The sequence below is a fragment of the Mesorhizobium sp. M8A.F.Ca.ET.218.01.1.1 genome, assembly GCF_004791165.1.
GTDB lineage: Bacteria > Pseudomonadota > Alphaproteobacteria > Rhizobiales > Rhizobiaceae > Mesorhizobium.
Window position 1 is genome coordinate 442,835 of record NZ_SRUZ01000007.1, and the last position, 26,500, is coordinate 469,334.

The following is a 26,500-nucleotide window of genomic DNA, read 5'->3' on the forward strand; positions in this document are numbered from 1 at the left end:
AAATGTCCTCGGTTCCGGGACAACGACATGCATAAAATCAGAAGCTTACAGGAGGTCGGCGAATCCTATTCGCCGCGACATACTGTAGCCCAGCGCTTTGATTGCGGCGCTACATCCGCATCAAAAGACCGCCGTCGACGGCCAGTTCAATTCCAGTGACGTAACTTGCCGCGTCGGAGAGCAGGAAAAGTGCTGCGTTGGCCATGTCTTGCGGCGTGCCGATGCGGCCGAGCGGCGTGTAGCTGGCGACGGCGGCGCGCTTCTCCTCGGTGTCCCAGCGCGCCTGCAATGGCGTCAGCGCCATGCCCGGGCAGATGGCGTTCGACCGGATGCGATCGCCGGCCAGTTGCATGGCGAGCGACTTGGAGAGCGCGCAGACGCCGGCCTTCGAGGCCTGGTAGGCATCCTGCGGGGTCGGATCGCCGCGATACCACTGGATGGTCGAGAAATGCACCATGGCGCCGCCGCGGCCGCCCGCGCGCATATGTGGCACGACCGCCCGCGCCGTGTGCACGAAGGATTTCAGGTTGATGTTGAAGACCTGATCCCAGACGTCGAGGTCCATCTCCAGGGCCGACTTGTCGCGGCCGAACCAGAGCACCCCTGCGACATTGGCAAGATAGTCGATGCCGCCGCGCTCACGGCCCGCAGCATTGATGGTCTGTTCGACAAAGGCGGCATCGGTGAGATCGCCCTGCGCGAAAATGAGCCTGTCGTCATAGGCGGCGAGCGATGCCGGGCGTGGCTTGATGTCGATGGCGGTGACGGAAGCGCCGGCATCGAGCAGCGCCAGGGTAATCGCCTCGCCCATGCCGCCGCCAGCCCCGGTGACGACCGCATGCCTGCCGGTGAAATTATAAACGATCATCCGCAACCCCTTTTTTCGCCAATCTGCAATCACCGGACAATAGCGTGCCTTTACGCGGAACTGCAGAGCCATTGTGATCTCGCGTCGATATGACGGAGCGCGGGCCAAATTCCGGCGTGAAAGGCTTGCCGATGATTTCCGCTGATCGTTTGGCTCAAGCGAATTCGTGTGACAAGGCTGGGCATGCCCCCTACATACCGCCACTCCTCATGGAGTGGCCGATGGCGACGGACGTGATTTCAGAGAGCGGCGCGAAAAGCGATTTCTGGCAAGGGGTTAGGCTCTCCATGCCGGTTGTGGTGGCGTCGGCGCCGTTCGCGGTGCTGTTCGGTGCGCTCGCCGTCGACAATGGGTTTTCGGTCCTTGAAGCCTTCCTGATGAGCGCGCTGGTCTATGGCGGCGCCAGCCAGATGGTCGGCATCCAGTTGTTCGGCCAGCATGTCGCGCCATGGTTGGTCGTGCTCTCGATCTTCGCCGTGAATTTCCGTCACGTGCTCTATTCCGCCGGCATCGGCCGGCGCATCGCGCACTGGCCTGTCATCAGCCAAGCACTCGGCTATTTCATCCTCACCGATCCGCAATTCGCGGTCGCCGAGGCACGCGCGCAATCCGGCCAGACTGTGGGCTTCGCCTGGTATCTGGGGCTTGGCCTGCCGGTCTATCTGTTCTGGATCGTCGAAAGCGCGCTCGGTGCGCTGTTCGGCAAGCTCATTCCAGATACGCATGCGCTGGGCATCGATTTCCTGCTGCCGATCTATTTCCTCGGCCTTGTGATGGGCTTCCGCAAGCGGCCGCTGTGGCTGCCGGTGGTCGTCGCCAGTGCCTGCGCGTCCATCATTGCCTACAAGACGGTGGGTTCGCCCTGGCACGTCTCCATCGGCGCCATCGCCGGCGTGCTGCTGGCTGTCATCCTGCCGCCGCACCATAGCGGCGTGGAGACAAGGCCATGAGCACGACATTCTGGATCATCATCGCCGGCGCGATCGCCACCTATCTCACGCGCATCGGCGGGCATCTGGTCATCTCCCGCTTCGACCACATCCATCCGCGCGTAGAAGCCGGCCTCAACGCGGTGCCGGCGGCAGTGCTGACGACGCTGGTGGCGCCGGAACTGCTGAATGCCGGACCGGCGGAGTGGGCAGCGTTGGTTGTCACGGCGGCGGTTTCGTTGCGTGGCGGGTTGATGGCGATGTTTTTGACGGGTGCTGCGGTGTTGATTCTGGCGCGGCAGTTCGTGGGATGATCTCGCCAGCGTGATCGTTTGCCCCATTTGACCTGCCGTCCTTCGCAGCGTGCATGGCGGCTTGGCCCATGCATTGGTCTCAGACTAGGTTGCGTCGGTCGACCCCCACTCCGTCTCGGCTTCGCCGAGCCACCTCTCCCCCGATCGACGGGGTAGAGGAAAGGCGCCAGGTTTTATGCCGTCAACGCTCGTCCAGCAAAGCTCCCTTCCTTTCCCTCCGGAGGGGGGAAAGGTGGCGCTGCGAAGCAGCGACGGATTGGGGGAACCACCTGGCAATCAAGCCTCGCACAGATCCGTCACCGCAGTCACAAAAGATGTGTGCATCGCCTAGCGCAACGGGGAGAAAGATGCTCAAATCTTCGCGTCGTGCGGCAGTGGTGCCGTCGCCTTTTCCAGCCAGGCCAGTGTTTCGCCGTCGAGCATCGGCCCGATCTCGGCCGCGACGCGGGCGTGGTAGGCGTCGAGCCAGTGCAGTTCGTCACGGGTCAGCAAGTCCGATCGCACCAGCCTGACGTCGATCGGCGCCAGCGTCAGCGTCTCGAAAGCGTGCATGGCGATGTCGCCGCCCTCGATCTGTTCGGCCGGCGTCACCAGGATGAGGTTCTCGATGCGGATGCCGTAGGCGCCTTCCTTGTAATAGCCGGGCTCGTTGGACAGCATCATGCCTTCGAGCAGCTTTTCGGTGCCGGTGCGGGCGATGCGCTGCGGACCCTCATGCACGGCAAGATAGGAGCCGACGCCATGGCCGGTGCCATGGGCGAAGTCGCAGCCATGCTTCCACAACGCCATGCGGGCGACGGCGTCGATCTCGGAGCCGCGCGTGCCGGCGGGGAAGCGCAGCGTGGAAATGCCGATCATGCCTTTCAGCACCAGCGTGAAGCGTTCGCGCATCTCTTCGGTCGGCTGGCCGATCGGCACGGTGCGGGTGATGTCCGTGGTGCCGTCCTGGTATTGCGCGCCGGAATCGAGCAGGAACAGCTCTCCGGCCTCAAGCTTGCGGCTGGTGGCGCGCGAGACGCGGTAATGCATGATGGCGCCGTTCGGGCCGGCGCCGGAAATAGTGTCGAAGGAGACATCGCGCAGCGGCATCTGGGTTTCCTCGCCGGTTTGCCGGCGCGTCTCTTCGAGCCTGGTGACGACCGCGATCTCGTCGAGCGAGCCGGGCTTCTGCCGGTCGAGCCAGCACAACAGCTTGGCCACCGCCGCGCCGTCGCGGCGATGCGCGGCGCGCGAGCCGTTGATCTCGGCCTGGTTTTTGGTGGCGCGAGGGATGCGGGCGGGGTCGGGCGCGGCAATCACCGTGCCGCCATTGTCCTCGACCAGCATGCGCAGCCGGTCGGCCGCCAGCACCGGATCGAGCGCGATTTTCGCGCCGCTCTTGGCAAGTGCTGCGATCGCGGCCTCGAATTCGCCGGGCTCATGCGGATCGGCAAGCTGGGTGAGGTAGGCGGCGACCTGGCGCGAGAACTTGCGGCTGTCTATGAACAGCTGGTGCGCCCCGTCGGCGGCGAGGATGGCGAAGCCGAGCGCCAGCGGCGTGTGCGGCACGTCGCCGCCACGGATGTTGAAGGCCCAGGCGATGGAGGAGGGGTCGGTCAGCACCGCATGGGTAGCGCCTTCCTTGCCGATCGCCGTCGCCAGCCGCGCCAGCTTGTCCTTGGCGAGCTCGCCGGCAAAGCCGATCGGGTGCAGCTCGACCGGGGTCACGGGTGCGCCGGGCTGATCCTTCCAGATGATGTCGATCGGGTTCCTGTCGAGCGGCACGAGCACCGCGCCGATCTTGTCGGCGGAGGCCTGCAGCGCCTTGACCTCGCCGATCGTGTGCAGCCAGGGATCGAAGCCCAGCCGCGCCCCTTTGCCCAGGTGATCCCTGAGCCAGACGGCAGGCGGGTTGTCGACGAGGCTTTCGATCGAGAAGATGCCGAGGTCGACTTCGCCCCGCACCTGCAGCGTGTAGCGCCCGTCGACAAAGACAAAGGCACGGTCGCGCAGCACGATGGCGACACCGGCCGAGCCGCTGAAGCCGGTCAGCCATTTCAGCCGTGCGGATCGATCGGCCACGTATTCGCCCTGGTGCTCGTCGGCGCGCGGAACGATGAAGCCATCGAGGCCATTGTCGCTGAGCCATTGGCGCAGCAGCGCCACGCGCGGCTTGCCGACCGCCGGGTCGCCCGCGGAATCGAAGGTCTGGAACATGGTGGGCCTCCTTGGTATCCGCGCGACCGTAACCTATGGGCCTGGAAAAGCGGAATCGATTTCCAGCTGGCGCAAACTGCTACAGCGACTGCCGGGTGACAACCAAATGAGACTGGTCCAGCCATGGCGTGAAAGGGGACGGCGCCGGCATTCTCTCGGTGATGCCGCCTTGCCAACACGCATCAAGTTCTAGGAATTAACCTACGAGGATCGGCAACCGGCTTGCCGGCCTCAATGCTTGAGGTGGATCGTCACCCAGCCCTCGCGGTGCAAGGTACTGATATGGCGGAAGTTCTGGCCGACATAGGCCGAGATCACCGCGTCACGCTGACGGTCGAGGATGCCCGACAGCACGATCGAGCCGCCAAGCGCGATATGGCCGGCCATTTGCGGCGCCAGCCGCATCAGCGGCCGCGCCAATATGTTGGCGACGATGAGATCGAAGGGCGCGCGCCTGGCAAAGATCGGGTGGTGAAAGCCCGGCGCGGTCACTGTCTCGATCAGGCCCTTGACGTGGTTCAGCCGCGCATTGGCGGCGGCGACCCTGACCGCCACCGGATCGATGTCGGTGGCCAGCACCGGAATATGCGCCAGCTTGGCGACGGCGATCGCCAGCACCGCGCTGCCGGTGCCAAGGTCGAGCGCGTTGCGCGGGTGCTCGCGCCGCACGACCTTCTCCAGCATTTCGAGGCATCCGGCGGTGGTGCCGTGATGGCCGGTGCCGAAGGCAAGGCCCGCCTCGATCTCGATGGCGAGTTCGCCACTGTGGCGCTTCCTGCTGTCATGCGCGCCGTGGACGAAGAAACGGCCGGCGCGCACCGGCTTCAGGCCTTCCAGCGACCGTGCCACCCAGTCGATGTCGGGCAGCGCCTCGCGCTCGATCGATCTCGACAGAGCGAGGCCGGCGAGAATGTCCTTCAGCCGCGCCTCGACCGCGTCGACGTCGCCATCGGCGTAGAGCGAGACCTCGTGGATGTCGGCGTCTTCGTCGACCTCCAGCACGGCGATCGGCAGGCCTTCATCCTCGAAGGCCGTTTCGAGCGCCGCGAAGATGCGGTCTGCCTCGATCTTTCCGGTGGTGAAATGGAGCCGCGTCTGGGTCATGTGAATTTATGTTCCTCCAGGCCTGATCTTGTCCGAAAACCGGTTCCACTTTTCGGGATCAAGCTCTAGCCCTTCGCGGCGAGGCGCTTCAGCTTGGCAACGGCAGTGTCGGCACTCTCGCCATAGGCGATCGTGCCGGCGAAGTCGCCCTTGGCGTTGAGCAGCAGCACAGAGGCGGTGTGGTCCATCGTGTAATCGCCATCGCCGGTGTCGACCTTTTTCCAGTAGATGCCGAACGACTTGGCCATGGCGTGGACCTTGTCCGGGTCGCCGGTGATGCCGGTGATGCGGTCGGAGAAATTGCTGACATAGGCGTTCATCACCTGCGGCGTGTCGCGCTCCGGGTCGACCGAGACGAAATAGGCGTGCAGGCTCGTGCCGTCGTCGCCGAGCGTCTTCAGCCAGCCGGAGAGCTCGAACAGCGTCGTCGGGCAGACTTCGGGGCAATGGGTAAAGCCGAAGAAGACGACGCTGGGCTGTCCGCGGAAAGCAGCCTCGGTGATCGGGGCGCCTTTCTGGTCGACCAGGGTGAAGGGCGCGCCGAACGGTTCGCCGCCATAGTGGCCGCGATACCAGTCGAAGGTCAGCCAGCCGATGCCGGCGGCCATCAGAACGAGAATGCCGACCAGGATAGAACGCATCATCAGAAATGTCCGTCTGTAACGTCATGGGGCGCCGGCCAAACCATGCGCGCCTTGTTCGGCCACAGTCTTAGCGGTTCGGCCCCGCGCAGGCAAAGTGCCGCGTTGCCGCAACCGTTGTGGTGTTGACCCATCTGCTTGCAAAGCCGCACAGTCTGCACCACCTGAGACCGGCAACTCGAACCGAGGAGGCTTCTTTGCTCGAACTGATTGGGCTCGAACTGGCCGGGCGAAAACTGATCGGCCGCGCCTTGGCCGCATGCGTCGTGCTTGGCGCCGGCAGCGCCGTTGCCGAGGAAGTCGGCAAGGTCGGCGTTGACTGGATCGGCAACGACATCATCGTCGAGGCGATCAAGGATCCGAAAGTGGAGGGTGTCACCTGCCACGTTTCCTATTTCGATCGCAGCGTCATCGACCGCCTGCACAAGGGCAATTGGTTCGAGGATCCCAGCGATTCCTCGATCTCCTGCCGTCAGACAGGTCCGATCACGATCGGCGATATTGATACGAGCGAAGGCGGCGAGGAGGTGTTCAAGCAAGGTATCAGCCTGATCTGGAAGAAGCAGGTGGTAAACCGCATCTACGACAAGGCCAACGAAACGCTGATCTATCTGTCGCATTCACGCCAGGTGCAGAACGGCTCGGCCAAAATGTCGGTCACGACCGTGCCGCTCTACGGCCAGAACGTGGTGTGGAGCAAGGGCAAACCGAAATAGGCGGGCGAACGTCTTCCTGGTCCTGTTCTGACCGATGATCGGCCCCGGCTTGCGGGACCAATCATCACGGCGTAAAGCCGCCGGCATGGACCGTTCCGAAGATCTCGTCGCGAAAGACCCTGAGCCGCGCATCCACCCGACCGCGGAGATGAAGGGCTGCAAGCTCGGCCGCTACGCCGCGATCGGCGAACGCGTCGTGCTGCGCGAGGTCATCGTCGGCGACTTCTCCTATTTCGAACGCCATGCCGAGGCGATCTATACGACGATCGGCAAATTCTGCTCGATCGCCGCCAACAGCCGCATTAATGCGCTGGAACATCCGATCGAGCGGTTGACCCAGCACAAGGTCAGCTATCGGCCGAACGAATATTTTCGCTGGCTGGGCGTCGATGCGGCATTCCGCGAGCGGCGGCGCTCGAAGGCCGTGACCATCGGCCATGATGTCTGGATCGGCCACGGCGCGGTCATCTTGCCTGGCATCGCCATCGGCAATGGCGCGGTCATCGGCGCCAATGCGGTGGTGACGCGGGACGTGCCGTCCTACACCATCGTCGCCGGCGTGCCGGCGAAGCCGATCAAGCCGCGCTTTGCCCCCGAAATAGCGGCGCGCATCGATGCTCTCGCCTGGTGGGACTGGCCGGTCGAAAAACTCGCCAGGGCGGTTCCCGACATGCAGGCGATGCCGATCGAGGCCTTCCTCGACCGCTGGGAAAACGACGCCGTTTGAGTTCCGGCAGAGAACGGCAGGGCCTGGCCGTCGCGACCGTGCAGAGTATCAACAGGCCAATGCCTTGCGGGTAAGTGAAGCGGCCGGCTGTCTGGGTGCGAGTTGGCTCTTCGGGGAACTATTCTTCGCGCTTTCCGGAATGAAGCCCCTTCCGCCATGCGGGGGTGGCGCGGCGGAAGGGGCTGGAGGTAAACCGCTGTGAAGCGGAGGAACAGGCTCTTTGCCTGCACGGTTACCATGACATTGAACCGATAAGGTGTGTTTTGCGCCGAATGCGCGCTGAGCGTGCATTCAATTGCGCCGGTTACATTCGGTTCTCGATGGGAACCCAAAGGTCCGCCGCTTGTTTCTCAATGCCGCAAACATTGAGGGCGCTCGATACATGGAAAAGCTTTTCACCAAGGCCGCCAACTGGGTCGCCCATATAACCGGCCTGCCGCTGACCTTTGCCGGCTGCTGCCTGGTCGTCATCGTCTGGGCGGTTAGCGGGCCGGTCTTTGGTTTCTCGGACACCTGGCAACTGGTGATCAACACCGGCACGACCATCATTACATTCCTGATGGTGTTCCTCATCCAGAACACCCAGAACCGTGACGGCGCGGCGATCCAGGCCAAGCTCGACGAATTGATCCGGGTCAGCGAGGGCCACAACAACTTTATCGGCATCGAACACCTGACCGAATCCGAGGTCGAGGAGATCCGCGCCAAATGCGAGCGAGCCGCTAAGCGGCACGACGAGAAGATCGCAACCACGGCGGCAAAGAAGGCGGTTGCCCAGAAGCGAGGCGCGAAAAAGAGCGCGGCTTGAAGCTCAGCCTTTCATGAACGCCGCGAATGCGTCCTTGTGGTCGGGATGCCAGCGCGACAGGGCAGGACGGTTTTCGATAATGTCGCCGATTGCCCAGGCCATGCGCTTTTCGTCCAGCGGCCGCGCCGCCTCATTGTCCGGGCACAGGATGTAGAAGTCGCGCCTGACCAGCGATTCCAGCATGAAATCGACGACCTGTTCACCCGTCCAGGCGCCAGCGGGCTTTTCCGTCGCGCCTTCGGTGAGGCCGGTATAGGTGAAGCCGGGGATGAGCAGATGCGCCGACAGGCGGCCGCCGGGCTCGTTCCTTAGCGCGTGCGCCAGGCCTTCGGTAAAGGTCTTCACGCCAGCCTTGGAAACATTGTAGGCGAGGTTGCCGGGCGGCGTGGTGATGCCTTGCTTGGAGCCGGTGTTGACGATCAGGCCCGGCTTGGCCGCCGCCAGCATGCGCGGCGCGAAGGCTTCGACGCCATGCACGACGCCCCAGAAATTGATGTCGAGCAGCCGCTTCCAGCCATCGCGGTTTTCCCAGGGCTTTCCAGGATTGTCGCCGACGCCGGCATTGTTCATCAGCAGCGAGACCTCGCCAAAGGCGCCGAATGCCCGGTCGGCGAGGCGATCGACCTCATCGGCCTTCGAAACGTCCGATGCAACCGCAAGCACGGCGTCGTCGCCGGCGATGGCGGCAACGGCCCGCGAGGCATCGTCGAGGCGCGGACCAGCGATGTCGGCGAGCACGATCTTCATGCCCATCAACGCCAGCCGTTTGGCCGCCGCGAGGCCAATGCCGCTGGCGGCGCCGGTGATGACGGCGGTATTGCCTCGGCCAAGCGCTGGCAGGGCAGTCTGGATCTCGGCGTCGGGGATCATCGGCGGTGGTTTCCTTTTTTCGAATGGCGCCGAACTTAGCGCCGGAACGGGCTTGTGCAAGCCTTTGTGGGGGCTCGTCGGGTTGACCAGTCCGGTCGTGGCTGCGCATGCTGTGACGCCAAAAGGGAGATTTCCGATTGACGGATTGGGTTGCAATTCTGAAGGAGCAGACCGCCACCGGCGACCAGATGGGACGCGAGGTGCCACAGATGCTGGCCAACCCTGATATCAGCGAAGCTCAGGTGAAAACCTTGTTCTCCGCACTGGAAAAGCAAGCCGAGTTCGTCGAGAAACTGCGCATGGCGCTGGAGAAGTTCGGCCATGATTTCTCGATCATCAAGGCGGCGGAGCGGCTGGAAGAGCGCTACGCCGACCTTGCCGCTTCCGTGGCGGAGAAGCTGAAAGCGATGCGCGGTTAAGCAAGTCCAGGAAAGTGTGAGGTGGTTTTCCCTCAGGAATTGCGCCGGACAAAGAAGCTATTTTTCCAATACCCGTGCAAAGCGGGTGTCCGGCACCAGCCAAACCAGGGCGACGGCAACATAGAGCGCCACGCCGATCCACCGGTCGAGGAAGGCCAGCCCAACGGCCGCTACGTAGACGGCAAGCGAAATCCTTCCCTTGCGGTCGCGACCGATGGCCTTGGCGAATCCGGTATCCGGCCCATGCAGCCGATGCAGTGCAATCACCAGCATGCTGTAGGCGGTCGCACACATTACAAGGTCGAAACCGTAGACCGCGACCGGCACCGTGGCGAAATGGTTCTCGCCCATGAAGGCGGTCGTCACCGGCATTAGGGATAACCAGAACAGCAGATGCAGGTTCGCCCACAGCACGTGGCCGTCGACACGCTGCACGGTGTGGAACATGTTGTGCAGATTGTTCCAGTAGATGCCGACATTGATGAAGGAGAGCACGTAGCACAGGAAGATCGGCCACTGCGGCAGCAGGGCCGAAAAATCCTCGCCCTCCGGTACCTTCAGGTCCAGCACCATGATGGTGATGATGATCGCCACCACACCGTCGGTGAATGCCTCGACCCTGCCTTTGCCCATGATCACTGCCTCGGTCCGCGACGAATTGCCGAAAGATAGTAAATCGTTAGCGGATGTTGGCGCGCCGATAAACGGCGCACGAAAAAATCCTCAACTATATCAGGGGAAACCATACGCCCGGACCGGTGATCGTGGTGGTTGGCGTTGGCCACTTGTTGACTTTTCTTGGCGCTGCCTCTCCCCTTGCGATGCAGTCCCGGCCGAAGCAGTCGAACGGCCGGCGACCGAATGGAGGGACTGATGAAACTTCGATTTCTGCTTGCGATAGCGACCATTCTGGCCGCCGTCTTGGGGACGTCCGCCGCCGCCTTCGCCTACGGCGCCCATACCACGACCAGCCTCAACGTGCGCACCGGGCCTGGCGCGGGATACGCCAAGGTCGGGACGCTGCCGGCCGGCTTCAGGGTCGACGTGACCGGCTGCCAGCCTGGCTGGTGCAGGATCCATGGCGGCGGTGTCAGCGGCTGGGCCAGTTCCGGCTATCTCTCGCGGACCCATGTCGTGCATCCGCCGGTCATCATCGTGCGCCCGCCGCATCGGCCGCCGCACTGGCACCATCGGCCTCATCACCGTCCTCCGCACCACCGCCCGCCGCACAAGCCGCGTCCCGGCAAATGCAAGATCGCGCCCGGCTTTCCCTGCAAGTAGGCCCGGTTTCCTGCAAATAGACCGCTTGCATCCAATACGGCACGAAGGGATGCCGTGACTGATCGGGGCCGCTGGCCCCGATCAGCGTTTTTGGCAATGGGCCTGGTGGGGCAAGGCCCACCGTGGTGTCAGGAGCGTGGCCGTTCACCGGAACGCCTGTCGTAAGGGCGCGTTAACGTCGCGATCCCTGAAACTGGTGACGAGGTTGGCCATGGCCTTTCGCGATTTGGCGCAGACCCAGAACGAGGCCAGCGGCGTCCTCGCGATCCCGGCTGTCGCGGCGATGATCGCGGTGCTGTTTGCCGGCAGCACGGTGCTGACGCCTCTCTATATCATCTACAAGCAGCAATTCGGCTTTTCGCAGATCACTCTGACGCTGATTTACGCGGTCTATGTCGTCGGCAATCTCGGCGCCTTGCTGGTGTTCGGTGGCGTGTCGGACGTGGTCGGACGCCGGCCAGCAGCGCTGGCGGCGATGATCGTGGCCATTGTCAGCGCGCTTATCTTCCTGTTCGCCGGAAATGTCGTGTCGCTCGACGTGGCACGCATCCTGAGCGGGCTTGGTATCGGCATCGGCGCGGGGACCGGGACCGCCTGGATTGCCGAGCTTCTGCCGGCCGCCGACAAATCACGTGCCAGCATCATCACCACCAGCACCAACTTCCTCGGTCTCGGTTTCGGGTCGCTGATATCGGGACTGTTGGCTCAATACGAGCCCTGGCCGCTGCGCCTGGTCTTCATCGTCTATCTCATGGCACTCGCGGTGGTGGCGGTCCTGGTCTGGCGCACTCGTGAGACCGTGGCGAAGCCGGGTGGCCTGGGGCGGATTTCGATGCGGCCGCACCTCTCCGTGCCTGAGAAGATACGCACGCGCTTCGTCGCGCCGGCGGTGACCGGTTTCGGCGCGATGGCGTTGGTCGGCTTCTATGCCGCGTTGGCGCCGAGCATCCTGGCGCAGCAGCTGCACGAGGCAAACTATGCCGTTGCCGGCGCTCTGTTCTTTGAACTGGCGATCGTCGCGGCGGCCAGCATCGTGGCGCTGATGCGTGTGCAGAGCAGCAAGGCCATGCTGGCCGCCCTGGCCTTGATGATCCCAAGCGTGCTGCTGGTGGTGGCGGCGCAGATGCTGGCCTCGATGGCACTGATGATCGTGGCGACGGCCTGCTGCGGTGTCGTGGCCGCACTTGGCTACCGAGGTGGCCTGCAGGTGGTGAACGAGATCGCGCCGCAGGATCGCCGTGCCGAAGTGGTGTCCAGCTTCTTCGTCTGCTGCTTTGTCGGCAACGCCCTGCCTGTCATCGGCATCGGCGTCGTGTCGACCTATGCCAGCCCTGTCGCGGCGAGCCTGGCCTTCGCGGTCATGATCATCGTCTTCGCGCTGGTGGCGCTTGCCTTCGGGCTCAGACAAAAACGCTGAGACAGCCGTCAACTGGCCGGCAGCCGTGCTTCACCCGTGCGGCGTTTCAGGCGTCATGTTCGCGCGCTGGCGCGGCATGCCAAGGCCGGTGTCGGGCGGTTCGCCGGCAGCCGGCCTGTTCTCGATCATGTGCAAGCTGCGCCAGCCGCCGAAGCGGTAGTAGGCCGCGGCCAGGACCAGCGAGGCGATCGAACCGGCCGGGAAACTCCACCACAGTGCTTCCTCGCCGATCACGCCGCGCATGTAATAGGCGAATCCGGTGCGCACGATGAGCACCGAGATCACCAGGATGATCAGCGGCGGCATCACGGCCCCCGTGGCGCGCACCGTGGCGAACAGCACGATGGTGATGCCGAACAGGATGAACGACCAGGACGCGACGGTGTTGATGTGGGCGGCGATATCGATGGCGGCGCTGTCACTGCTCAGGAACAGGCCCAGGATCGAGCGGTCGAAGACCCATAGCAGCGCGACGAGGGCGCCGGTCAGGACGAGGTTGAAGCCGACACCGGAGGCGGCAACGCGGCCGATCCGGTCCCAGCGGCCCGCGCCGACATTCTGCGCCGCCATGGAAGAGACCGCGGCGCCGATGGCGAGTGCCGGCATCTGGATGTAGGTCCAGAGCTGCGCGGCGATGCCGTAGGCGGCGGCGACCTGCGAACCATAGGAGTTGACGATGCCCATCACCGTCAGCGCCGCCGCCGAGATGACGATCATCTGCAAGCCCATCGGCACGCCCTTGAAGACGACGATGCGCAGCAATGCCGGATCCGGGCGCAGCAGAGCGAGATTGGCGCCGGCCAGCCGCAACGGATGCTTGCGCGCATAGAGCACGACGAGGATGGCGATGACGCTCACGGTCTGGCCGATCAGCGTCGAGGTGGCGGAACCCGCGATGCCGAGTTCGGGAAACGGGCCGATGCCGCGGATGAGCAGGGGATTGAGCACGATGTCGAGCACCACCGCCAGCGCCATGAAGATGAAGGGCGTGCGGGAATCTCCGGCACCGCGCAGCACGGTCATGACGAAGGACAGAAGGTTCATCATCGGCACGGCGACGAAGATGATGCGCAGGTAGGAGCGCGCCAGCGGCAAGGCGTCGGCCGGCGTGCCAAGCGCGCCCAGGATGGCATCGACCCAGATCCAGCCGAAGACCGCGAACACCACCGAAACGAGGAAAAAGAAAGTGGCGCTGGTGCCGACGATGCGGCGCGCCTCGGGCAGGTCGCGAGCGCCGACCGACTGCGCCACCAGGATGGTGGCCGCCATGCCGATGCCGAACACCGTGCCGAGGATCAGGAACAGAACGAGGTTGGCGTTGGAGGTCGCGGTCAGCGCCGATTCGCCGAGGAATCGGCCCACCCAGACGGCATTGACCGAGCCGTTCAGCGATTGCAGCACATTGGAGCCGAGCACCGGCAGGGCGAACAGCAGCAGCGTGCGCGGGATCGGGCCGCTGGTCAGGTCGCCGGTGCGCCGACGCGCGGGCATTTTTTCGTCCATAACTAAGGCCTATCTCTAGTCCGGTGCGCGATGATCGCAGATTCAACCTGACAGGTCGATGTAGGCGGACGGTCCAAGGCGCTCGCGCCATGATGGGACATCATCGACCTCGACAGCCGGGTCAACGGAGCCCGCCCAGGTCTTCGTGCGGCCCAACCTGTCGGCCGCCGGCAAGATCATGGCCGTGTCGAGCAGGACGGCCAAGCCGATCGATGCGGGCGTGCCGAAGGACGCCGCGTTCTTGAAGTAACTGCCTTCACGACCTGCTCAGGCGGACGCGCCAGGCGCGCCCGCTTGTGCGGTGATCGTTACTTCTTGCCGAGACCCGGCAGCGTCACCCGATAGACCAGGAACATGGTGTCGACATCGGCGCCGTCATCGGCCTTGTAGGGGGCGCCGACCTGGAAGCCGTCCTGGGCGAGGAAGTCATTGTCGTTGCCGACGAACAGGAAATAGTCGTCGGGCAGCTTCGGATCGAGGACGCTGGCGACCGACATCGCTTCCCACTTTTCCGAGAGCTCATTGTGGTCCTTCGCCCCACCATTGTGCAGGCCGAAGCGGCCAAGCTCAGCGGCGTCGTTGATGTCGATGAACGGTGTTAGCTTGGCCGGCGTCACCGACGGGTCGAGCACGCCCTTGGGCGCGACCGGCTTGTCGGCGGCATCGAAAGGCCCGCCGGCGATGTCGGTCGCGCCGGACAGGTCGACGATGTTGATCTGGCGGTAGAGTGACGCGTCACCCTTCTTCAGGCCCTGGCCGTTGCCGCTGTCGCGCGCCAGCATCAGGAAGGACGTGTCCGAAAGCGCCACGATCTCGCTTTGCGCGGCGACCTTGGTCTTGCCCTTGGCATCCTTGAACACCGGCAGCGGCACGACATATTCATGCGCGAGCTTCAGATGGGCGAGGTCGGAGGCATCATAGACCAGCGCCCGGGTATTCTGCCGTGTCGAGGGCGAATCGCCGCCATCCTGCCTCGGAGCCGACTGCAGCACGGCGATCAGGAACTTGCCGTCCGGCGTCATCGCCATGCCTTCGAGGCCCTGGTTGTTCTGGCGCCCGGTTTCGGGATCCTTCGGATCAGGATCGGCGGCGCCAGGGCCGGGATTGTCGGAGGAGAAGTTCGGCGCGCCCTTGCGCATCGGCACGAGGGCCGCCGGCGGCTGGGTCGCCGACATCAGGCGGCCTTGCGCGGAGAACCTGTAGATGTTGGGGCCGTACTCGTCGGAGATGAACATCGAACCGTCGGGCAGCCGCACGATAGCCTCAGTGTCGAGGGCGAGCTTGCCGTTGGTGGCGACGGGCAGCATCGGCATGTCGCCGGCGGCCGGGCGCACATCCGACAGCGGATCGAGGCCGGTGGCATCGGCGCCCTTGTCGTCGGTGAGAAGCATGGTTTCGGCAAGCGTCGCCTTGACGCCCGTCTGCTCCTGGCCGGCGGCGGGAGCAGCGCCCGGCGCGAGAGGCGTGAACTCGATGCCGATGGTGTTGAGGCGCGGCCGGTAGTCGGTGGTGCCGGCGACATTGTAGCCACGGTCGGGCAGGAGCCAGAGCGATCCCTTGTAGGTGCCCGCATCATGTGTCCAGCCGGATGTGTCGATCGCCATGCCGGAGCCCGAGCCGAAGGTCTCGCCGAACTTGCCGCGCTGGTCGGCCGGGATGCGACCGACGCCGACCAGGCCCTTGTTGATGTAGGCCACGCCGTCGGCAAGCGCCGGGGTGAGAGCGGTGAAAAAGGCCAGGGCGACGCCGAGCGAGGCGGTTCGGGACAGATGTTTCATGGACAATCCTCTTTGTGACGAAGCATGCCGGAGCGGCCGAAGGACAAACGGAAAGAGGTGCCGCATCGATGATGCCGCGCGCGCCTCCCCGAAAGCGATCTAAGGCGTCAACATGATGCTTGCGTGACAGCGCGCCATGCCGACCAGCAGCGGTCTCCAAGTGCCGATGAAACGCTGGACGGCATGAGATTGCTGATGGCCCATCTGCCGCATTCAACGTACTAGACACTTATGTACAGTGCATATAGAGTGCTGGCTCTGACAGACCGGGAGGAAGTCTTGAAGTCGCACTACCGCGCAGTTGTCATTGGGGGTGGCGTGGTGGGCGCCTCGGTGCTCTACCACCTGACGCGGTTCGGCTGGAGCGATGTGGCGCTGATCGAGCGCGCCGAACTGACCGCCGGCTCGACCTGGCACGCGGCGGCCGGTTTCCATGCGCTCAACGCCGATCCCAATGTCGCTGCGCTGCAGGACTACACCATCAACCTCTACCGCGAGATCGAGGCCGAATCCGGCTGGGATATCGGGCTGCACATGACCGGCGGCGTCAACATCGCCAGTGATCCGGCGCGCTGGGAGTGGCTGAAATCGGCCTGGGCGGTGTTCCAGTCGGTCGGCATCGAGACGGCCCGGCTGGTTACGCCCGACGAGATCAAGGCGATCTGCCCGATCGTCGACGTCACCGGCGTGCTCGGCGGCCTTCATGACTCCAACGAAGGCCATCTCGATCCATACGGCACGACGCACGCCTATGCCGGCGCCGCCAAGAAGCGTGGCGCCGATGTCATCCTGCGCAACCGCGTGGTCGAGCTGAAGGCGCGCGCCGACGGCCAGTGGGATGTCGTCACCGAGCAGGGCACCATCGTTGCCGAGCATGTCGTCAACGTCGGCGGGTTATGGGCCAAGCAGCTCGGCCGCATGGCTGGCGTCGACCTGCCGGTGACACCGATGGAGCACCATTATTTCGTCACCGAGGACATTCCCGAGATCGCGGCGCTGGACAGCGAAATCGGCCTCGCCGTCGATCTCGACGGCTTCTCCTACCTGCGCCAGGAGCGCAAGGGCGTGCTGCTCGGTGTTTACGAGCAGAACCCGAAGCACTGGAACATGGACGGCGCGCCGTGGGACTATGGCATCGAGCTGATCCCGGAAGACATCGACCGCATCAGCCCGGAACTCGCCAAGACGCATGAACGCTTTCCCTGCCTGGCGACGGCCGGCATCCGCAAATGGGTCAACGGCGCCTTCACCTTCACCCCCGACGGCAATCCGATCGTCGGTCCGGTGCGCGGCTTGAAAAATTACTGGGTCGCCTGCGGCGTCATGGCCGGCTTCAGCCAGGGCGGCGGCGTCGGCAAGTCGCTGGCCGAGTGGATGATTTACGGCGAGCCGCAGGCCGACATCTTCGGCATGGACATCGCCCGCTACGGCGCCTTCGCCGCCAACCGCGAATATCTCAGGCAGACGACACGCCAGTTCTATTCACGCCGCTTCGTCATGACCTTTCCCAATGAGCGATTGCCGGCGGGCCGGCCTTTGAAGCGCCCGGGCGCCTATGACGGCATGGCTGCTGCCGGCTGCGAATGGACGGCCTCCTGGGGGCTGGAAATCCCGGCCTATTTCGCGCCGATGGGTTTTTGCGAGAACACGACGCTCAAGCGCTCCAACGCCTTCGACATCGTCGGCGACGAAGCGCTGCAGGTGCGCCGTGCCGCCGGCCTCATCGATATCTCGGCCTATTCGCGCTACGCGATTTCAGGGCCGGGCGCCGAGGCGTGGCTCGACCGGCTGCTCGCCTGCCGGCTGCCGAAAGCCGGCCAGGCGCGGCTGGCGCCCATGCTCGGGCCGGACGGGCGGTTGAAGGGCGATCTGACCGTCATCAACTGGGGCGGCGGCGACTATTGGCTGACGGGCTCCTATTATCTCCGGGAGTTCCACCTGCGCTGGTTCGAGAGACAGGCGCGAGAGGGCGTCACGGTCACCGACATTTCGGATGCCATGAGCGGCTTCCTGCTGACCGGACCGAATGCGCGCAAGATCCTGGAACGAACGACGCATCAGGACGTGTCGGGCAAGGCGCTGCCGTTCATGGCCTGCGGCGCGTTCGATGTCGGCATGGTGCACACGCGGGTTGCCCGTCTCTCCATCGCCGGCGAACTCGGCTTCGAGATCAGCTGCCCCATGACCATGCACGCCACATTGCGCGAAACGCTGCTTGCCGCCGGCGAGGACCTCGGCCTGGCCGAGATCGGCTATTACGCGCTCAATGCGCTCAGGCTGGAGAAGAGCTTCGGCATCTGGTCGCGCGAATTCACGCAGGGCTACACGCCCGGCCAGACCGGGCTCGATCGTTTCATCGCCTTCGACAAGGGCGATTTCGTCGGCCGCGACGCGGCGCTGAAGGAACGAGACGCCGGCGCCGCGCAGCGGATCGTGACGCTGGAGATCGACGCCGTCGATGCCGATGCCAGCGGCTTCGAGCCGGTCTGGCATGGCGGCCGGCGCGTCGGCTTCGTCACCTCGGGCGGATTCGGCTACACGATCGGCAAGAGCGTCGCGCTGGCGTTGGTGGACGACGATTTCGCCGGGGAGGGGACGGCGCTTTCGGTACACATTGTCGGCGTCGAACGGCCTGCGCGCGTCATCTCTGCCTCGCCCTATGATCCCCAGGGCAAGGCGATGCGGCAATGAGGAGGAACTTCCGATGATCGATGAGGCGGCACGAGACAGCAGGCGCGAACGCCGGCGCGGACGCACCGGCGAGGCGGGCAGCGAATCCAGCCGCAAGCCCAATTACCGGTCGCTGAAGAACCCGTTCCTGCTGCAGCCGATCTTTTCCGACGACCAGGTGGCGTCGATCCACGACACGGCGCTGCGGGTGCTGGAAGAGCTCGGCATCAAGGTGCTGCTGCCGCAGGCTCGCGAAGTGCTCGCCCGCGCCGGCGCGCTGGTCGATCTGGACACCGACATGGTGCGCATCGGCCGCGACATGGTGATGGCAGCCTTGGCCTCGGCGCCGCGATCGATCCACGCCAATGCAGGCGCGCGTGCTCGCGATTTGTCGCTCGAACTGGGTTCCATGACATTCCTGGCGGGCTCCGGCGCGCCCAACGTCACCGATCTCGACCGCGGCCGGCGGCCCGGAACGCTGGTCGCCTTCGAAGAACTCATCAAGCTGGTGCAGCATTTCGATGTCTTGCACATGCTGGGGCCGTGCATCGAGCCGCAGGACATCGACAATCGTTTTCGCCACTATGCCGTCAACCGGGCGCAACTGACCTTGTCGGACAAGTTCCCATTCGTGTTCGCGCGCGGCACGCCGCAGGTCGATGACAGTTTCGAGATGATCAGGCTGGCCCGCGGGCTGTCCGAAGACGAGTTCCGCTCCGGCGCGCATTGCTACACCGTCATCAACACAAACTCGCCGCGCCAGCTCGACATTCCCATGGCGCAAGGCATCATCGATTTCGCCAAGGCGGGGCAGGTGCTGATCATCACGCCGTTCTGCCTGGCCGGGGCGATGGCGCCGATCACGGTGGCCGGCGCCCTGACCCTGCAGCATGCCGAAGCACTGGCTGGGCTGACGCTGGCGCAGATCGTGCGGCCGGGCGCGCCGGTGGTCTACGGTTCCTTCTCCTCCAATGTCGACATGAAATCGGGCGCACCGGCGTTCGGCACGCCGGAGCACGTCAAAGCCACACTGGGTGCGGGCCAGCTGGCACGCTTCACCGGTCTGCCATGGCGCTCCGGTGGCGGCAGCGCGGCCAACATCTCGGACGCGCAGGCGGCGCACGAGACGCAGTTCGCGCTATGGGGCTCGGTGCTGTCGGGCGCCACCGTCTGCATCCATGCGGCCGGCTGGCTGGAAGGAGGCTTGAGCGTTTCGCTGGAAAAGCTGGTGACCGATATCGAGGCGCTGCAGACGGTGGCGGAACTCTGTGCCGCGACGCCCGGCGACGACGACGCGATAGGCTTCGAGGCGATCGCCGAAGTGCAGCCGGGCGGCCACTTTTTCTCGGCCGGCCATACGATGGCGCGCTACCGCACCGCCTTCTACGAACCGCTGGTGGCCGACTGGTCGAATTTCGGCAACTGGACGCAAAGCGGCTCGAAGACCGCCACCGAACGCGCCACCGGCATCTGGAAACGCATCCTGGCCGATTTCGAGCCGCCCGCTTCGGCCGCCGCCACTTCAGGTGTGCTCGACGCATTCATCGCCCGGCGCACCGAAGAGGGTGGAGCGGCACCGGTTTCCTGAAGGCCGGCAAATGCGCACCAAGACGTCTGAAGCTGGCTCAATTCAAGCAGCCATTGGCAATCCGCGCGTCTCGTGCAGAAATGAGCGGCATGCGCGAAGCTTTGATCGCAACGGTGATCTTCCTGTGCCTGGCGGGGGCAGCTTTCGCCGCCATGGCGGTCTGGCCCAGGATGCCGGTCAGGCATCGCGACGACGATACGAATGCCGTGGTCCGGCTCGCGGCCAACCTGTTCGGAGTGATGACCTCGCTGATGCTTGGGCTGATGATCAACTCGGCCAAGAACACCTTCGAGTCGATCGATCACAATGTGCATGCCTATGCGACGGAGCTGATCCTACTCGACAGGACCCTGCGCCAGTACGGACCGCAAACCGACACGGTGCGCCAGCCGCTGGTCGCCTATGTGCAGAGGGTGGTGGCCGACGCCATGCAGAGCGACGAAAGGCCTGCCGCCGGCAACGAGCTGTCCGAACATCTGTTGACGGAGATCGGCACACGGCTGAGCGCGCTGCCGCCGGCCGACGCGGCGCGCGCCTCCGTCTTGCAGGACGCCCGTCAGCGGCTGCAGAAAGTGCTGGAACTGCGCTGGGTGCTGATCGAGCAGTCGGAGGGCACGATCCCCTGGCCGCTGATCGTCATGCTGGTTACGTGGCTGGCGCTGATCTTCGCCAGTTTCGGGTTCAGGGCGCCGAGGAATGCGATCACTGCCGCGACCTTCATGGTCTCGGCCGCGCTGATTGCCGGGGCGATCTACCTGATCCTGGACATGGATGTGGCGTTCTCCGGCCCGATCCAGATTTCGTCGGCGCCGCTGGAGCGGGCCTTGGCGGAATTGCAGCGATGATGCGGAACCGGCGGCATTCCCCAGACATTCATGGGGATGGCCAATGGAGGACGACATGGGTTTCGACCAGTATCACGAACCGCCTGAAGAACTGTCGCAGCAAGTGCGCACCTTCGCCCGCATGATCGCCTCGCTGATCGAGGAGGCGGAAGCGATCGGCTGGTACGAACAGCGCATGTCGGTGGAGAAAAACCCGCAGGCCAAGGCGATCATGAAGAACGCGCAGAGCGAGGAGTTCAAGCATTTCGGCATGGACCTCGAATTCCTGCTGCGCCAGAAGGCGGACTGGCGCGCGGAACTGAAGGAAATCCTGTTTACGACAGGGGATATCGTGAAGGTCGGTGAGCGGGGCGAGAAGAAGGTGGATTGAGCGACGTCGCCGGCTTCTTGTCAAAGCCACGCCTCACCTCACACCGCCGCGACAAACCCGTCCAGCACGCGTTTCTGGCCGGCCTTGTCGAAGTCGATGGTCAGCTTGTTGCCTTCGATGGCCGCGATGTTGCCGTTGCCGAATTTCTGGTGGAAGACGCGGTCGCCGACGCTGAAGGCCGACGGCGTGTCGGAGACGGATTTGGCGACCAGTTCGCCGTCGATGGTGCGGCCCTTTACGCTGGTGCGGCCGGCGCCGTAGCCGGAGTCTGTTTCGCCATAGCCGATGCGTTCGATCTGATGGCCCGAGCGCGTGCCCCAGTTGCGATCGGTCGCCTCGGTGCGGTTGGCCTGCGCGCGCTGCCAGCCCGGTGTCGAATAGGTGTTGGAGAAGGCACCGGATTTTTCCGCGCCACCCGAATTGCCGCCGATATTGTCGAAGCGCGAGGCGCCATACGGGTTCTGTCTTCCTGCCCCTTGGCTGCCGCCACGGCCGGACGCGAACGAGCCGCCGCCATAGGGATTGCCGTAGCCGCCGTAGGAATTGCCGGCTTCGGCGACCTCGACATGGGCTTCCGGCAGTTCCTCGAGGAAGCGCGACGGAATGGTCGATTGCCAGAGGCCGTGGATGAGGCGGTTGGAGACGAACCAGATATGCAGGTTCTTCTTGGCCCGCGTCAGGCCGACATAGGCGAGGCGGCGCTCTTCTTCGAGCCCCGAACGGCCGCCTTCGTCCAGCGCGCGCTGATGGGGAAAGAGGCCTTCCTCCCAGCCGGGCAGGAAAACGGTCTCGAATTCGAGGCCCTTGGCCGAGTGCAGCGTCATGATGGAAACGGCATCGAGCCCGGCATTCTGCTCGGCATCCATGACCAGCGCGACATGTTCGAGGAAGGAGCGCAGCGACTCGTACTCCTCCATGGAGCGGATCAGTTCCTTCAGGTTCTCCAGCCGGCCGGGGGCTTCCGCCGAACGGTCGTTCTTCCACATGTCGGTGTAGCCGCTCTCTTCGAGAATGGTCTCGGCGAGCTCGGTGTGCGGCGTGGTTTCCAGCGCCTTCTGCCAGCGTTCGAAATTGGCCGCGACCTCGCGCAGCGCGGCGCGCGGTTTCGGCTTCAGCTCGTCGCTTTCGGCGAGCGTGCCCGCCGCCTCCAGCATTGGGATGCGCATGCCGCGCGCCGTGTCGTGGATCTGCCGGATGGTCGCTTCGCCCAGGCCGCGCTTGGGCACATTGACGATGCGCTCGAAGGCGAGGTCGTCGGTGCCGTTGGCGACGACGCGGAAGAAGGCCAGTGCGTCGCGGATTTCCATGCGCTCGTAAAAACGCGGGCCGCCGATGACGCGGTAGTTCAGGCCGAGCGTGATGAAGCGGTCCTCGAAGGCGCGCATCTGGAAGGATGCGCGGACGAGGATCGCCATGTCGTTCAAATTGTGCTTCTGGCGCTGGTAGGCCTCGATGGTCTCGCCGATGGCGCGGGCTTCCTCCTCCGAATCCCAGGCGGCGTGGACGTTGACCTTGCCATCCTCGGGATCGTTGCGGTCGGTGAACAGCGTCTTGCCGAAACGGCCCTCATTGTAAGCGATGAGATGGGAAGCGGCGCCCAATATGTGTGCGGTCGAGCGGTAGTTGCGTTCCAGCCGGATGATGGTGGCGCCGGGAAAATCCTTGTCGAAACGCAGGATGTTGTCGACCTCCGCGCCGCGCCAGCCATAGATCGACTGGTCGTCGTCGCCGACGCAGCAGATGTTAACGGTGGCCCTGTCGCGCGAGGCGCCCCCCTCTGTCCTGCCGGACATCTCCCCCTCAAGGGGGGAGATCGGCTTGCCTTCCGGTCGCTGCGCGAGCAGCCGCAGCCACATGTATTGGGCGGTGTTGGTGTCCTGGTACTCGTCGACCAGGATGTATTTGAAGCGCCGGTGATAGTCCTTCAGCACATCGGGATTGGCGCGGAAGATGCGGATCGGGTGGCAGAGCAGGTCGCCGAAATCGCAGGCGTTGAGCGTCTGCAGACGCTCCTGATAGGCCTTGTAAAGCTCGCGGCCCTTGCCGTTGGCGAAGCTGCGCGCATCGCCCTCGGCGATGTCGGCCGGACCCTGGCCCTTGTTCTTCCAGCCGTCGATCATCTGGGCGAACTGTTTTGCGGGCCAGCGCTTGTCGTCCAGGCCCTCGGCCTGGATCAGCTGCTTGATCAGCCGCACGACGTCGTCGGTGTCGAGGATGGTGAAGTCGGATCTCAGGCCGGCAAGCTCGGCATGGCGGCGCAGCAACTTCACGCCGATCGAGTGGAAGGTGCCGAGCCATGGCATGCCCTCGACATTGCCTTCGCCGATCAGGATGCCGATGCGCTGCTTCATCTCGCGCGCGGCCTTGTTGGTGAAGGTCACTGCCAGGATCTGCGAGGGGAATGCCCTGCCGGTGGCGAGGATGTGGGCGATGCGGGTGGTCAAGACGCGGGTCTTGCCGGTGCCGGCGCCGGCCAGCACCAGAACCGGGCCTTCGGTGGTCTCCACCGCCAGCCGCTGCTCGGGGTTCAGCCCCTTCAGATAGTCCGGCGCATTGTTCTGGCCGCCGCGGGCGGCCATGGCGCGCGCGGCAATGCCCGACGGGGCCGTGGGCCGCGCATTGGGTTCGTCGAAAAAGGGCATGTCTTCGGAAAAGCCGGACATCTCCCCCGAATGTAGTGATTCGGGAGGGAAAGACCAGAACTGTCTACGTTTTGTTCCGGTAAAGTGCTTGATACGGGCCACTCCAGCGATATGGCGGCCGGCGTTGTGAACAACCGCAGGGGGACAAGGTTGCCGCCGCGGACCCTTGACCTGCGCTTGACAGGCGCGGCGGTCGGGAGAAAGTTGCGTACGGGGCAGCACGCAATGCCGGGTTGCCCAAGGCCGCCTCCATGCGCGCAACAGTCGAAGGAGTATCATCTTGGCTGTCACCATCACCTCCCTCGTCCTCTTCCTCATCAGCCTGGCGCTTGGCGCCGGCGGCATCTGGTTGGCTTCGCTGGGCGGCAGTTGGTACTACATCATCGTCGCTCTCGCCTTCCTGGTCGCCGCCTGGCTGCTCTACCGACGCCGTTCCACGGCGCTCTGGCTCTACGCGGCGATCGTGCTCGGCACGCTTGCCTGGGCGGTCTGGGAAACCGGCTTCGACTGGTGGGAACTCGGCCCGCGCGGCGGCGTCATCGTGCTGGTGGCGCTGTGGCTGCTGACGCCGTGGGCGCGGCGGGGCCTTGCCGGTCCGGACGGCCGCGCGCCACTGATCCTGGCCGTGCTGGCATCGCTGGCGGTGGCCGGCTATTCGATGACCACGGACCCGAAGGACATCGGCGGCGCGCTCGACACCGACAAGGTGATCCCCAACGCCAATCTCGGCGGCGACGTGCCGGCGGGCGAATGGCACTATTACGGGCGCACGCAGTTCGGCCAGCGCTATTCGCCGCTCGACCAGATCACACCGGATAATGTCGCCAATCTGCAGCCGGCCTGGACCTACCGCACCGGTGACGTGAAGGGTCCGGACGATGTCGGCGAGACCACCTACCAGGTGACGCCGCTCAAAGTGGGCGACACGCTCTATATCTGCACGCCGCACAATTTCGCTATCGCGGTCGATGCGGCGACCGGCAAGGAGAAGTGGCGCTACGATCCCAAGATCAAGCTCGACAAGGACCGGCAGCACCAGACCTGCCGTGGCGTCTCCTATTATGCCGATGCCGCGGGCGCCGCCGGCCAGCCCTGCGCGACGCGCGTCTATCTGCCGACCTCGGATGCGCGGCTGATCGCGCTCGACGCCGCCAACGGGCAGGTTTGCCCAGCCTTTGCCGAGGGCGGCACGCTCAATCTGCTGACCAACATGCCGTATCCGAAGTCCGGTTATTACTACTCGACTTCGGCGCCGCTGATCGCGGGCGGCAAGATCATCGTCGGCGGCGCGGTCAACGACAATTATTCGACGCAGGAGCCGTCCGGCGTCATCCGCGCCTATGATGCGAGCACCGGCAAGCTGCTATGGAACTGGGATTCCGGCAATCCGGACCAGACGACGCCGCTGGCGGCCGGCCAGACCTACACCGCCAACTCGCCCAACATGTGGTCAACGCCGAGCGCCGACGAGAAGCTCGGCCTGCTCTATGTGCCGCTCGGCAACCAGACGCCGGACCAACTCGGCGCCGGGCGCAGCGCCAATGTCGAGAAATTCTCCTCCTCGATCACCGCGCTCGACCTCAATACCGGGCAATTGAAATGGGTGCGGCAGACCGTGCACCATGACCTCTGGGACATGGACGTGCCGGCGCAGCCGAGCCTGGTCGACATCACCAAGGCCGATGGTTCCGTCGTGCCCGCGCTGGTCGGGCCGACCAAGCAGGGCGACCTCTATGTGCTCGACCGGCGCACAGGCGAGCCGGTGATCGCGGTGAACGAAGTGCCGGCGCCGGGCGGCGCCATCGAAGGCGATCACACATCGCCGACGCAGCCGGTTTCCGATCTTACCTTCATGCCGAAGCCGCTGACCGGCGCCGACATGTGGGGGATCACCATGTTCGACCAGCTGGCGTGCCGGATCGAATTCCAGGGCCTGCGCTATGAAGGCCGCTACACGCCGCCTTCCGTCCAGGGCTCGCTGATCTATCCCGGCAATTTCGGCACCTTCAACTGGGGCGGGGTAGCGGTCGATCCGGTGCGGCAGGTGATGTTCGGCATGCCGACCTACCTGGCGTTCAAGTCGCAGCTCATTCCGCGCGATCAGGTGCCGCCGCCGGACGAGGGGCGCGGCAGCGAGCAGGGGCTGAACCGCAATGAGGGCGCGCCCTATGCGGTGGTGATGGGACCCTTCCTGTCGCCGCTCGGCATCCCCTGCCAGGCGCCGCCCTGGGGCTATGTCGCCGGCGTTGATCTGAGGACCGGACAGATCGCCTACAAGCACCGCAACGGCACCGTCTACGACATGACGCCGCTGCCGTTGCCGCTGAAGGTCGGGGTGCCCGGCATCGGCGGGCCGATGATCACGGCCGGCGGTGTCGCCTTCCTGGGCGCCGCCGTCGACGACTATCTGCGCGCCTATGACCTGACTTCAGGCAAGCAGCTCTGGCGGGCGCGGCTGCCCGCCGGAGGGCAATCGACGCCGATGACCTATACGGTCGCGGACGGGCGCCAGTTCGTGGTCATCGTTGCCGGCGGCCACGGCTCGGTCGGCACCAAGCCTGGCGATTATGTGATGGCTTACGCGCTGCCCAAGTAAGGGGCGGGGTCCAGTTTTCGCGACGCTAGCGCCGCCCCTCATCGCCCTGCCGGGCACTTCTCCCCGTATAGTGACGGGGAGAAGTGGCTGGTGTCCGAACCGGATAGATAGGTAACAGAATGGACCGATAGCATGGGTGACAGTTTTCTTGTCCGCCGGGAGGACCGGCGATGGTTTGGCGAGAAACTGGGATCATGGACGAGCGGCTACGGTTTGTT

At 64.7% G+C, this 26,500-nt stretch carries 22 protein-coding genes; 13 read left to right on the forward strand and 9 right to left on the reverse strand.

The features are described 5' to 3' along the window. Nucleotides 1–109: 109 nt before the first annotated feature. Nucleotides 110–868 carry an SDR family oxidoreductase gene (locus EN861_RS25915; protein ID WP_127279894.1) on the reverse strand — a complete coding sequence of 253 codons (759 nt, stop codon included), beginning with the start codon at nt 866–868 and terminating at the stop codon, nt 110–112. A gap of 221 nt (nt 869–1,089) precedes the next feature. Here EN861_RS25915 and EN861_RS25920 point away from each other — a divergent pair, with 221 nt between their 5' ends. Both EN861_RS25920 and EN861_RS25925 read left to right on the forward strand, forming a co-directional pair. Further along, the gene (locus tag EN861_RS25920) at nt 1,090–1,818 is read left to right on the forward strand and encodes an AzlC family ABC transporter permease (RefSeq protein ID WP_127279895.1); all 729 of its coding nucleotides are present in this window, start codon (nt 1,090–1,092) and stop codon (nt 1,816–1,818) included. Further along, nucleotides 1,815–2,111, forward strand: coding sequence for an AzlD family protein (locus EN861_RS25925; protein WP_127279896.1), 297 nt, complete (start codon nt 1,815–1,817; stop codon nt 2,109–2,111). Before EN861_RS25920 ends, EN861_RS25925 begins: the two co-directional genes overlap by 4 nt. Nucleotides 2,112–2,462: 351 nt before the next feature. Here the strand turns inward: EN861_RS25925 and EN861_RS25930 are convergent, their stop codons facing one another. From EN861_RS25930 to EN861_RS25940, 3 genes are all read right to left on the reverse strand, one after another. Next, entirely contained in the window at nt 2,463–4,307 is a 1,845-nt protein-coding gene (locus EN861_RS25930; protein ID WP_135866378.1) for an aminopeptidase P family protein, read from the reverse strand. Between the two features lie 231 nt (nt 4,308–4,538). After that, nucleotides 4,539–5,411 carry a 50S ribosomal protein L11 methyltransferase gene (locus EN861_RS25935; RefSeq protein WP_127281158.1) on the reverse strand — a complete coding sequence of 291 codons (873 nt, stop codon included), beginning with the start codon at nt 5,409–5,411 and terminating at the stop codon, nt 4,539–4,541. A gap of 65 nt (nt 5,412–5,476) precedes the next feature. After that, complete coding sequence (locus tag EN861_RS25940) at nt 5,477–6,055, reverse strand: SCO family protein (RefSeq protein WP_135866380.1); 579 nt, start codon at nt 6,053–6,055, stop codon at nt 5,477–5,479. 194 nt (nt 6,056–6,249) lie between these two features. Here EN861_RS25940 and EN861_RS25945 point away from each other — a divergent pair, with 194 nt between their 5' ends. The 3 genes from EN861_RS25945 to EN861_RS25955 all read left to right on the forward strand — a co-directional run bounded on the left by EN861_RS25945 (nt 6,250) and on the right by EN861_RS25955 (nt 8,303). Next, nucleotides 6,250–6,768, forward strand: a complete 519-nt coding sequence (locus EN861_RS25945; RefSeq protein WP_127280861.1) for a CreA family protein — start codon at nt 6,250–6,252, stop codon at nt 6,766–6,768. Between the two features lie 85 nt (nt 6,769–6,853). Further along, nucleotides 6,854–7,495, forward strand: a complete 642-nt coding sequence (locus EN861_RS25950) for a DapH/DapD/GlmU-related protein (RefSeq protein WP_127280862.1) — start codon at nt 6,854–6,856, stop codon at nt 7,493–7,495. A gap of 382 nt (nt 7,496–7,877) precedes the next feature. Then, a complete protein-coding gene (locus tag EN861_RS25955; RefSeq protein WP_127871678.1) occupies nt 7,878–8,303 on the forward strand; it encodes a low affinity iron permease family protein in 426 nt (141 codons plus the stop codon). A 3-nt stretch (nt 8,304–8,306) separates the two neighbouring features. Here the strand turns inward: EN861_RS25955 and EN861_RS25960 are convergent, their stop codons facing one another. Further along, on the reverse strand, nt 8,307–9,173 hold the full coding sequence (locus EN861_RS25960) for an SDR family NAD(P)-dependent oxidoreductase (protein ID WP_127871677.1): 867 nt from the start codon (nt 9,171–9,173) through the stop codon (nt 8,307–8,309). A gap of 137 nt (nt 9,174–9,310) precedes the next feature. Here EN861_RS25960 and EN861_RS25965 point away from each other — a divergent pair, with 137 nt between their 5' ends. Further along, on the forward strand, nt 9,311–9,592 hold the full coding sequence (locus EN861_RS25965) for a hypothetical protein (RefSeq protein WP_023792142.1): 282 nt from the start codon (nt 9,311–9,313) through the stop codon (nt 9,590–9,592). A 57-nt stretch (nt 9,593–9,649) separates the two neighbouring features. On the opposite strand, the gene EN861_RS25970 is transcribed toward EN861_RS25965, so the two are convergent. Continuing rightward, nucleotides 9,650–10,225 (reverse strand): TMEM175 family protein, encoded by a 576-nt coding sequence (locus EN861_RS25970; protein WP_127871675.1) that lies wholly within the window; start codon nt 10,223–10,225, stop codon nt 9,650–9,652. Nucleotides 10,226–10,465: 240 nt separating this feature from the next. On the opposite strand from EN861_RS25970, the gene EN861_RS25975 reads away from it, so the two are divergent. After that, complete coding sequence (locus EN861_RS25975) at nt 10,466–10,873, forward strand: SH3 domain-containing protein (protein WP_127871674.1); 408 nt, start codon at nt 10,466–10,468, stop codon at nt 10,871–10,873. Between the two features lie 211 nt (nt 10,874–11,084). Next, nucleotides 11,085–12,290, forward strand: a complete 1,206-nt coding sequence (locus EN861_RS25980; RefSeq protein ID WP_135866383.1) for an MFS transporter — start codon at nt 11,085–11,087, stop codon at nt 12,288–12,290. A gap of 30 nt (nt 12,291–12,320) precedes the next feature. On the opposite strand, the gene EN861_RS25985 is transcribed toward EN861_RS25980, so the two are convergent. Both EN861_RS25985 and EN861_RS25995 read right to left on the reverse strand, forming a co-directional pair. Further along, nucleotides 12,321–13,781 carry an MATE family efflux transporter gene (locus EN861_RS25985; RefSeq protein WP_245512114.1) on the reverse strand — a complete coding sequence of 487 codons (1,461 nt, stop codon included), beginning with the start codon at nt 13,779–13,781 and terminating at the stop codon, nt 12,321–12,323. A gap of 320 nt (nt 13,782–14,101) precedes the next feature. Then, the gene (locus tag EN861_RS25995; RefSeq protein ID WP_127871671.1) at nt 14,102–15,571 is read right to left on the reverse strand and encodes an esterase-like activity of phytase family protein; all 1,470 of its coding nucleotides are present in this window, start codon (nt 15,569–15,571) and stop codon (nt 14,102–14,104) included. Between the two features lie 279 nt (nt 15,572–15,850). Between EN861_RS25995 and EN861_RS26000 the strand changes: the two genes are divergently transcribed. The 4 genes from EN861_RS26000 (at nt 15,851) to EN861_RS26015 (ending at nt 21,044) form a co-directional block, all read left to right on the forward strand. Then, nucleotides 15,851–18,262, forward strand: coding sequence for an FAD-dependent oxidoreductase (locus EN861_RS26000; RefSeq protein ID WP_135866388.1), 2,412 nt, complete (start codon nt 15,851–15,853; stop codon nt 18,260–18,262). A gap of 13 nt (nt 18,263–18,275) precedes the next feature. Next, the gene (locus EN861_RS26005) at nt 18,276–19,829 is read left to right on the forward strand and encodes a trimethylamine methyltransferase family protein (RefSeq protein ID WP_135866390.1); all 1,554 of its coding nucleotides are present in this window, start codon (nt 18,276–18,278) and stop codon (nt 19,827–19,829) included. Nucleotides 19,830–19,918: 89 nt separating this feature from the next. Next, complete coding sequence (locus tag EN861_RS26010) at nt 19,919–20,674, forward strand: DUF4239 domain-containing protein (protein ID WP_127871668.1); 756 nt, start codon at nt 19,919–19,921, stop codon at nt 20,672–20,674. 55 nt (nt 20,675–20,729) lie between these two features. Continuing rightward, a complete protein-coding gene (locus EN861_RS26015) occupies nt 20,730–21,044 on the forward strand; it encodes a hypothetical protein (protein WP_135866393.1) in 315 nt (104 codons plus the stop codon). Between the two features lie 38 nt (nt 21,045–21,082). On the opposite strand, the gene EN861_RS26020 is transcribed toward EN861_RS26015, so the two are convergent. Beyond that, the gene (locus EN861_RS26020; protein WP_135866395.1) at nt 21,083–23,707 is read right to left on the reverse strand and encodes a UvrD-helicase domain-containing protein; all 2,625 of its coding nucleotides are present in this window, start codon (nt 23,705–23,707) and stop codon (nt 21,083–21,085) included. Between the two features lie 259 nt (nt 23,708–23,966). Between EN861_RS26020 and EN861_RS26025 the strand changes: the two genes are divergently transcribed. Next, nucleotides 23,967–26,282: a glucose/quinate/shikimate family membrane-bound PQQ-dependent dehydrogenase gene (locus tag EN861_RS26025; RefSeq protein WP_135866397.1), complete on the forward strand. Its 2,316-nt coding sequence runs from the start codon at nt 23,967–23,969 to the stop codon at nt 26,280–26,282. Nucleotides 26,283–26,500: the final 218 nt, after the last annotated feature.